We start from the raw sequence: 8,595 nt of genomic DNA on the forward strand, positions 1-8,595 counted from the left end.
GCGCAGCCTGCTCAATCTGCTCAGCGTGCAGATCAGTTGGGGTCGCGATGATCACAGCATCAATAGCCGGGTCATTCATGATGGCGTCAAGGCCGTCAACGCGTGCACCTGTCTGAGCTGCAATCTCTTTTGCAGCATCTTCAAACGGGTCGAACACAGCAGCCAGCTTGGCATTTTCAAGCTGGCTTACAGCTTTTGCGTGGGTCTTGCCAATACGGCCAGCTCCCAACAGGCCAATTGAAACAGTCATAGCTTATCTTTCACAACAGCGTTTATATCGCGCATCTCCAACGAATGCCTGGTGGTTTCCGCAGAACCTACGCGCTTATTAAACGCGTGCTCCCAAGGACATATCAGTGGGAACACGCGGATATCAGGTGCCTTAGGCGTCCGCAGGTTTTGCGTCGCGCTGTGCAATCCAGTCGTGGTCAGGGTGGTTCTGGAAGCGCCATTTACGCATCGGGCCAGCCATCACATTCAGGTAGTACATCTCGTAGCCATACGGAGAGCCGCAAGGGTGGTGCCCTTTTGGAACAAGCACAACATCCCCGCTGGACATAGCAATCGCCTCATCCAGCTCACCATCTTCAGTGAACACACGCTGGAAACCGAAACCCTGGTCCGGGTTGAGACGGTGGTAGTACGTCTCTTCCAGATAGGTCATTTCCGGGAAGTTATCTTCATCATGACGATGCGGAGGATAAGATGACCAGTTGCCCTGAGGGGTGTAAACCTCAGTCACCAGCAGGCTTTCTGCAAAGTCCTGGTCTTCCATGGCAATCGGGTGGATGTAGCGGGTGTTGGCACCAACGCCGCGCTCAACGCTAGGGATGTCATCCGGGCCAATCACGCGGGCAGGGTAGCTGCCGTCTTTTGCAGGGGCAGTACACACGGCCAGTGTCAGCTTGGTAACAGCAGTTGCGCTCCACTCAGCTCCGGCAGGAACGTACACACACCATGGCTTGATGCGTTCAAACACGTTCTTGCGCTCACCAAGCACACCAAAGTCCTGACCATCAGAAGTGATGGACGCTTTGCCTTCCACGATAACCAGAATGGCCTCGCGGCCCTTCATCAGCTCCTTGGCGTTTGCGCCCGGTTCCAGATGATAAAGGCCAAAACCAACGTAGCCCCAACCGGCAGATTCAGGCGTGATGTCATGCACCTTGCCCTCTGTACCATTGGGTTTTACGAGAAGCTTGCTCATGCGACTACCTTTTTATCAAGACCAGCGCTGATAGCCATCTCACGCAGTGCTTTCAGGCCCATGCTCTGGTATGTGAACGGATTGCGCTGATCAGGGTCCTGCTCTGCTTCAATCACCAGCCAGCCTTCATAGCCATGCTCGGCTGCAACCTTCAGCACAGGTTCAAAATCAACGCCGCCTTCTTTATCGCCAGGAACGGTGAACACACCGCGGCGGACGCCTTCCAGGAAGCTCAGGCGCTCGCCTTCAACCTGTGCGCGGACAGTCGGGCGAACGTTCTTCGCATGCAAATGGCGTACACGCGCCATATGTTTCTTGGCAACTTCAACCGGATCTGCTCCACCAAACCATGCATGGCCAGTGTCCAGCAGCAGGTAGGTGTTCGGTCCGGTCACGTCCATAAAGCGATCAATCTCTTCACCGCTCTGTACCACAGTACCCATGTGGTGATGGTAAACGAGCGAGATGCCCTGCTGCGCGCAGTAAGCAGCAACTGCTTCAACATCAGCGCCAAACTTTGCCCACTGGTCGTCAGCCAGCACAGGCTTGTCTGCCAGCGGGGTATCATCAGCGCCGTGGATCGCGTTGGAGGTCTCACAGGTGATGCAAACCTTGCAGCCCATGGCTTTGAGCAGATCGAGGTGCGGCTGGATCGCCTTCTTTTCCTCTTCAACGCTGTGAGCCAACAGGTTCAAGGAATGCCAGCCGGAAACAAAGGCAAGACCATGCGGGTCGAGCGCAGCTTTCAAAGCAGCTGGCTCGGTTGGCATCTTGTGGCCCTTTTCAATGCCGTCAAAGCCGATTTCGCCAGCCTCGCTCAGGCACTGTTCCAGAGAAATGTGCGCACCAAGAGTACGGTCGTCGTCATTGCTCCACGCAATTGGGTTGGTTCCGTAACGGATCATTGGCCTTAGTCCCCCAAACGCTGATTGGTCAGCGCATGCTCATAGCCCTTGCGAGCTTCATTAACTTCTTTTCTTTTTGATACTTCTGGCACGGCAACATCCCACCAGTGGCCACCTTCCGGCATGGTTGGCAGCGGATCAGTGTCGATCACAATGCAGTAGGACTTGGTGCTGGCTTTTGCCCGCTCCAGAGCTTCACTCAGCTCTTCGATGCTTTTCACGTGCTCAGAGGTTGCCCCCATTGCACCCGCATGTGCAGCAAAATCAATGTTGGATGGCTCAACGTGATAGGCGTCATCCAGCAGGTTGTTGAAGTTGTCACCACCGGTTGCCATCTGCAAACGGTTGATGCAGCCGTAGCCGCGGTTGTCCAGCAGAACCAGAATGATCTTGTGACCCAGCATGACAGAGGTCGCCAGCTCGGAGTTCATCATCATGTAGCTGCCATCGCCAACCATGACGACCACTTCGTTCTCAGGCTTGGCCATCTTCACGCCAAGACCACCGGCAATCTCGTAGCCCATGCAGGAGAAGCCGTATTCCAGATGGTAACCACCCGGCTTATCGGTCTTCCAAAGCTTGTGCAGCTCACCCGGCAGACCGCCAGCAGCACACACAACAGTGGTGTCTGCATTGGACGCACGCTGAACAGCGCCAATCACCTGCGCATCAGTTGGCAACTCATTGCCACCCTCAGGGGCTACCGTTGCATTTTCAACGGCTGAGAGCCAGGTCGCAAGGTGAGACGCAGTCTCGGTCTCGGCCTTCCAGCTACCCAGGTTTTGGCTGAGAGCTTGCAAGCCAACACGCGCGTCGCACACCAGCGGCAGCGCATTGTGCTTGCCAGTGTCATAAGAAGCTGCATTCAGCTGCAAAATACGGCGATCCGGGTTCTTAAACAGTGCCCAGGACCCTGTCGTGAAGTCCTGCAAGCGTGTGCCGACTGCAATGATCAGATCAGCATCTTCAGCAACAGCGTTTGCAGCAGAAGAGCCGGTCACACCAACACTGCCCAAATTCAGCTCATGATCCCATGGCAGAGCGGACTTGCCAGCTTGCGTTTCCGCAACCGGCACATTGTGTGTCTCGGCAAAGCTCTTCAGGTCATCCGTTGCCAGAGAGTAGTGCACACCACCACCAGCAATGATCATCGGCTTCTTCGCAGCGCGGATTGCAGCAACCGCAGTTTCCAGCTCAGCTGTATCAGGTGCAGGGCGGCGGAAGTGCAAGGTGCGCTCTTCAAAGAAGCTCACAGGCCAGTCATAAGCTTCAGCCTGCACGTCCTGACACATAGCCAGTGTAACAGGGCCGCACTCGACCGGATCAGTCATAACCGCCATAGCGCGTGGCAAAGCTGTCAAAAGCTGCTCAGGGCGCTGGATACGGTCATAATAACGGCTTACAGGGCGGAAACAGTCATTCGCGCTGACAGTGCCATCCTGAAAGTCTTCAATCTGCTGAAGCACTGGATCCGGTGCACGGTTTGCAAACACATCACCTGGCAGCAGCAGAACCGGCAGGCGGTTCACGTGAGCCAGCGCAGCAGCTGTCACCATGTTGGTCGCGCCCGGACCAATGGAGGTGGTCACAGCCATCGCACGGCGACGGTTGGATGCCTTGGCATAGGAGATAGCCGCATGGGCCATGCCTTGCTCGTTGTGACCGCGATAGGTCGGCAGCGTATCCTGCGTGTGATAAAGCGCTTCACCAAGACCCGCCACGTTGCCGTGACCGAAAATAGCCCAGACCCCAGCGATAAAGCTGTCTCCCTCAGGCGTTTTCTGGGCTGCTAGATAGCGAACCAGAGCCTGCGCGGCTGTTAATCTGATCGTGCTCATGCAACTTCTTTCTTATCCATTCGGGCCTGCTCCCAGACAGATCCGAGGCCTTCAAATTTTGCAGCCATGTTAGCGATGGCTTCTTCGTCAGAAATGTTTCCGCCAAGCCACTTCTCAGCAGCATCAGCAAAAATAGTGCGGCCCACAGCAAAACCTTTCACAAGGTCATACTTGCCTGCAACCTTAAAGCTCGCGCTAAGCTCCTCAGCTGGTGCATCAAGGCCAAGAACAACAATACCGCGGCACCAGGGATCATTTGTCTTGATCGCGTCACAAGCTTTCTGCCAGCCTGCATCGGTCTTCAAAGGCTCCAGCTTCCACCAGTCAGGGTAGACACCCAGATCATAGAAGCGCTGAATGATGGTCGCGGTGGTATCATCATCAACCGGTCCAACCTTGGACGGGATGACTTCCAGCAAAAATTCCAGATTATTTTCACGGCATGCATGCGCAAGGCGTAAAATGGTCTCTTCCTGACGGGCCTTCATCTCAGCGCTGTCATCCGGATGGTAGAAGCACAGCACCTTGACCACATGCTCAACCGGCCATTCCGCCAGCTGCGAACCAAGGTCTGGACCAATCTCCAGCTCCAGTGGGCGAGAGCCCGGCAGTTCAACCGGACGGCCAATCCAAAGACCAGAACCCGTTGCTTTGAACAGAGCTTCCTCACCAAGGCGGCCATCACACAAAATACCGTAGTCGTCACCGCCAGCACGAACCTGCTGAGCAGCTTTAAGGCAAAGCTCTTTAAACTCAGGGATCTTGTCTTCGGATGCGCCAACTTTGGCTGCCATGTCTTCCAGCTGAGAGCGATGATCGAAGGCAAACACCTTCATGTTGGACCACTCACCCTTGCGGTTGGTAGACCAGTGGATCTGCTCCAGCTTCTTGTCTTTGCGCAAAGCATGCTCGGAGGAACCGTTATCAAGGAACCACTGCAGCTCTTCCCAGCTTGGGTAAGCAGGCGCACAGCCATGGCGAGAGACGGCAAACGCACCACATGCATTTGCATAGGTGAGGGTGGTTTCCCAGGTCTCATCCTTCAGCCAGCCGCGCAGCAGACCAGACATAAAGCCATCGCCCGCGCCGAGCACGTTGAACACCTCAATCGGGAAACCTGGACCGGATTTGCCATCATCAAGGCTTGCGCCAATCTCGTCTTCAAACACCACAGCGCCCATAGGGCCACGCTTGCAAACCAGAGCAGCCTTGCTGACCTTGCGCACAGCATTCAATGCTTCAAGAGTGTCGGTAGAACCGCCGGCGATGTGGAACTCTTCTTCCGTGCCCACGATCAAATCAAACAGGTGCAAGTGCTTTTGCAGCTCAGTGGTCACTTTCTCAGAGGCGATGAAACGCTCTTCGCCATCACCATGACCTGCAAGACCCCAAAGGTTTGGGCGATAGTCAATGTCCAGAGCAGTGCGGGAGCCGTTCTCTTTCGCAAGACGCAGCGCTTTTAGAACAGCAGCTTCCGTGCGTGGATGCGAGAGATGGGTACCGGTAACAGTCACACAGCCAGCTGAGGCGATGAACTCAGGATCAATATCATCTTCACACAGCGCCATGTCGGCACAGTTTTCGCGATAGAAAATCAGCGGAAACTGCTCTTTGTCGCGAATGCCAAGAATAACAAGGGCGGTCAGGCGATCCTTGTCAGTAACAAGACCATCAACGCAAACGCCTTCTTTAACCAGTTGCTCGCGGATGAAACGGCCCATGTGCTCATCCCCTACGCGGGAGATTAGGGCAGATTTCAGCCCAAGACGGGCTGTTCCCACTGACATATTGGTGGGTGAGCCGCCGACATACTTATTGAATGAAGACATGTCTTCCAGTCGGCTGCCAACCTGCGTTCCATACAGGTCGACCGATGACCGGCCGATTGTGATGACATCAAGTGATTTCAACGGATTCTCCCAATCAGGTACTAGCATTTCCTGAAAGATTACATATTCCAAAAATAATCACAAGTGGAATATCTATTCAAAATAGAATGAGCTTTGTTCCAAAATTTTAAACAAGCTCTCTTCCAAATTCAGTCCTTTGCCGGCTTCCTATTGATTCCTTAGAGATACTCTAGGAGAGGGACGTCCACTTTCGTGCATCACCAACCGCAACAGCGATGGAAGTGGCAAGACACATGGTTGTGGAGAGTGATCTGAACGCGCCATGCTCAGCCTCATTAACCTCCAGAACGGTTGAAGAAACGCGGGCAATTGGAGACAGAACGCTGTCGGTCAAGGAGATAACAGAGACACCCCGGCCAAAGGCCTTGCTTGCAAACTCAACCACCTCAGGAGAGTAGGGGCTGAAGGTCGCCACAAACAATGCATCGTTCTCGTTGATGAACTGAACGCGTTCCTCCAGAATGCCACCCGTGTATTCCAGCAGGTTTGTTCTCACGCCCATCTTGCCCAATGTATAGTGTAGGTAGCTGACGACCGGATATGCACGCCGCAGGCCTAATAAGTGTATGTTTTCTGCAGCTGACAGTGCCTCAATGGAACGCTCAAGAGCGACCGTGTCGACCTGGCGCAGAAGATCATCAAGCGACTGTTTGGACCGTTCTACAAAGTTGCCAAGAATGCTGCCTGGAGTGTTTGTTCCACTCTCGCGGATCTTCGTCAGGCGCTCCGTATATTCAGAGTTGCGGCGAACCAGCTGCCCCTGAAAGATCTGCTGCATCTGCGAGAAACCGTCAAATCCTAGCGTTTGGGCAAAGCGAACAAGAGTAGAAGGCTGCACGCCTGCAGCGCTGGCAATCTCGGCTGTGGTGCCAAGAGCGATTCTGTCCGGATTCGCCAAAGCATATCTTGCGCACTGCAAAAGGCGCTTGGGCATGCTGTCCGAAAGAGTACTTATTCGAGCTTTCAGGCTCTCGTAATCCGAGGGAATGTCTGGGCTAATTGCGTCTAAATTCTGTGTCATGAAAAAAATCTATTCCAAAACTTGAAAAACCGCAATGTACGTTCTATAAATTTGGAATGAATTTTCCGAATTACTCAAATTTGGATGAATTCTACGATTGTAGGGCCGGTAACACGTGCTCTGTCCATCACCCTCTTAAAGTGCTGTTTCAGCACGGATTTGCCGCAATCAGGCTTGCGTTGATATAATGGGGGGTGATGGGTGCTTTTGCCCGTGGGACGGCTGAGCACTACAATTCGTGCGGAAACGCATTCGAACTCCAGTGTTTGTGGACGAGATAAACACCGGATTTCTAGGGGAAACCCTGACTTAAAATTGGCATCCGCCAATCTTGGGAGGTTTATATGAAAAAGACTTTACGCGCGTTCGTAGCTGCTGCTGCGATCATGACTGCACCTGCTGTAATGGCTGCTGACATCATTGTTGTGAGCCATGGCCAGGCAAATGACCCATTCTGGTCTGTTGTTAAGAACGGTGTAGACAAAGCAGCAAAAGACAGCGGCGCTAACGTTTCTTACCGTGCTCCAGAAACTTTTGACATGGTGGCCATGAGCCAGCTGATTGATGCAGCAATCGTTCAGGAGCCGGACGGAATCGTTGTGTCCATTCCAGATGGTGACGCGCTCGGCCCATCCATTACCAAAGCAGTGGAAGCTGGCATTCCAGTAATCTCCATGAACTCCGGTAGTGATGTGTCTGCAAGCTTTGGTGCTTTGTTGCACGTGGGCCAGGACGAGTATGACGCCGGTAAAGCAGCAGGCCAAAAGCTTGCTGACATGGGCGGCAAAGTCGGCATCTGCGTCAACCAGGAAGTGGGCAACGTGTCCCTCGACCTGCGCTGTGACGGTTTTGCAGCTGGCTTTGGTGGCAAAGTAACTGTTGTTCCAACAAACAACGATCCAGCTGAAGTTGAAGCGAAGATCAAGGCAACTCTGGAATCCAACGAAGACATCGACACCATCATGGGTCTTGGTGCATCTCTCGTGGGTGAGCCAGCAGTGGCAGCTGTTGAAGCCGTTGGACGCACTGGCGAAGTAAACGTTGCAACCTTCGACATGTCCGCAGGCTTCCTGCAGTCAGTCGCTGACGGTAAAGCAGCATTTGCAATCGACCAGCAGCAGTTCCTTCAGGGCTACCTGCCTGTTATCTTCCTCGCTCTCAATGCAGAGTACGGACTTATCCCTGGTGGCAACGTTCCATCCGGTCCAAACCTGATCACCGCTGATAAAGCCGGTCAGGTTGTAGAGCTGTCCGCTCAAGGCATCCGTTAAGGAGCTTTGCTGTGGGAGGGGTGCACGCATCCCTCTCATTTCATGCAAAACTGAGGGAAATAAAATGTCCGATCTTGCTGTTGAGAGCGCGGACGAAAGAGTAAAAAACGTCTCGCTCATCTCCCGGCTCATGAAGCGTCCTGAACTCGGCGCCATTGCTGGCCTTGCTCTCGTAACAATCTTCTTTCTTTTTACGGCTGACCCTAAGATGTTCACCCTCGCGGGGATCCTGAACTTCATGACGCCTGCTGCCCAACTCGGCATTTTGGCAATTGGGGCGGCACTTCTCATGATCGGCGGTGAGTTTGATCTCTCCGTTGGCTCTATGGTTGCGTTCACAGGCCTGATTTTCGGCGCGGCAATGGTCACCTTCGACCTGCCACTCTATGCAGCGATTATTGTCACCTTCATCGTGGCAGCTGCAATGGGTGCCATCAACGGAC

The 8,595-nt window shown here is 53.8% G+C and carries 7 protein-coding genes and 1 pseudogene; 2 read left to right on the forward strand and 6 right to left on the reverse strand.

The window, feature by feature from the left end; all coding sequences use genetic code 11:
• The 6 genes from PPL9_RS23665 to PPL9_RS23690 all read right to left on the reverse strand — a co-directional run.
• Nucleotides 1–250 (reverse strand): Gfo/Idh/MocA family oxidoreductase (locus PPL9_RS23665; protein ID WP_161831433.1); only part of this gene is annotated, 250 nt, incomplete at its 3' end.
• Between the two features lie 132 nt (nt 251–382).
• The gene (gene iolB / locus PPL9_RS23670; RefSeq protein ID WP_057465008.1) at nt 383–1,207 is read right to left on the reverse strand and encodes a 5-deoxy-glucuronate isomerase; all 825 of its coding nucleotides are present in this window, start codon (nt 1,205–1,207) and stop codon (nt 383–385) included.
• The gene (iolE, locus tag PPL9_RS23675; RefSeq protein WP_057465009.1) at nt 1,204–2,112 is read right to left on the reverse strand and encodes a myo-inosose-2 dehydratase; all 909 of its coding nucleotides are present in this window, start codon (nt 2,110–2,112) and stop codon (nt 1,204–1,206) included. The genes iolB and iolE overlap by 4 nt, the downstream gene beginning before the upstream one ends.
• Nucleotides 2,113–2,117: 5 nt before the next feature.
• Nucleotides 2,118–3,950 carry a 3D-(3,5/4)-trihydroxycyclohexane-1,2-dione acylhydrolase (decyclizing) gene (gene iolD / locus PPL9_RS23680; RefSeq protein WP_057465010.1) on the reverse strand — a complete coding sequence of 611 codons (1,833 nt, stop codon included), beginning with the start codon at nt 3,948–3,950 and terminating at the stop codon, nt 2,118–2,120.
• A complete protein-coding gene (iolC, locus tag PPL9_RS23685; protein WP_200962361.1) occupies nt 3,947–5,887 on the reverse strand; it encodes a 5-dehydro-2-deoxygluconokinase in 1,941 nt (646 codons plus the stop codon). Before iolC ends, iolD begins: the two co-directional genes overlap by 4 nt.
• Nucleotides 5,888–6,029: 142 nt before the next feature.
• Nucleotides 6,030–6,881 carry a MurR/RpiR family transcriptional regulator gene (locus PPL9_RS23690; RefSeq protein ID WP_057465011.1) on the reverse strand — a complete coding sequence of 284 codons (852 nt, stop codon included), beginning with the start codon at nt 6,879–6,881 and terminating at the stop codon, nt 6,030–6,032.
• A 344-nt stretch (nt 6,882–7,225) separates the two neighbouring features.
• Between PPL9_RS23690 and PPL9_RS23695 the strand changes: the two genes are divergently transcribed.
• Together PPL9_RS23695 and PPL9_RS23700 are read left to right on the forward strand one after the other, a co-directional pair.
• The gene (locus PPL9_RS23695; RefSeq protein ID WP_057465012.1) at nt 7,226–8,152 is read left to right on the forward strand and encodes a sugar ABC transporter substrate-binding protein; all 927 of its coding nucleotides are present in this window, start codon (nt 7,226–7,228) and stop codon (nt 8,150–8,152) included.
• A gap of 64 nt (nt 8,153–8,216) precedes the next feature.
• Nucleotides 8,217–8,595 (forward strand): annotated as a pseudogene (locus tag PPL9_RS23700) (ABC transporter permease); the annotation flags it as partial.

The organism is Pseudovibrio sp. POLY-S9 (assembly GCF_001431305.1).
Taxonomy (GTDB): domain Bacteria; phylum Pseudomonadota; class Alphaproteobacteria; order Rhizobiales; family Stappiaceae; genus Pseudovibrio.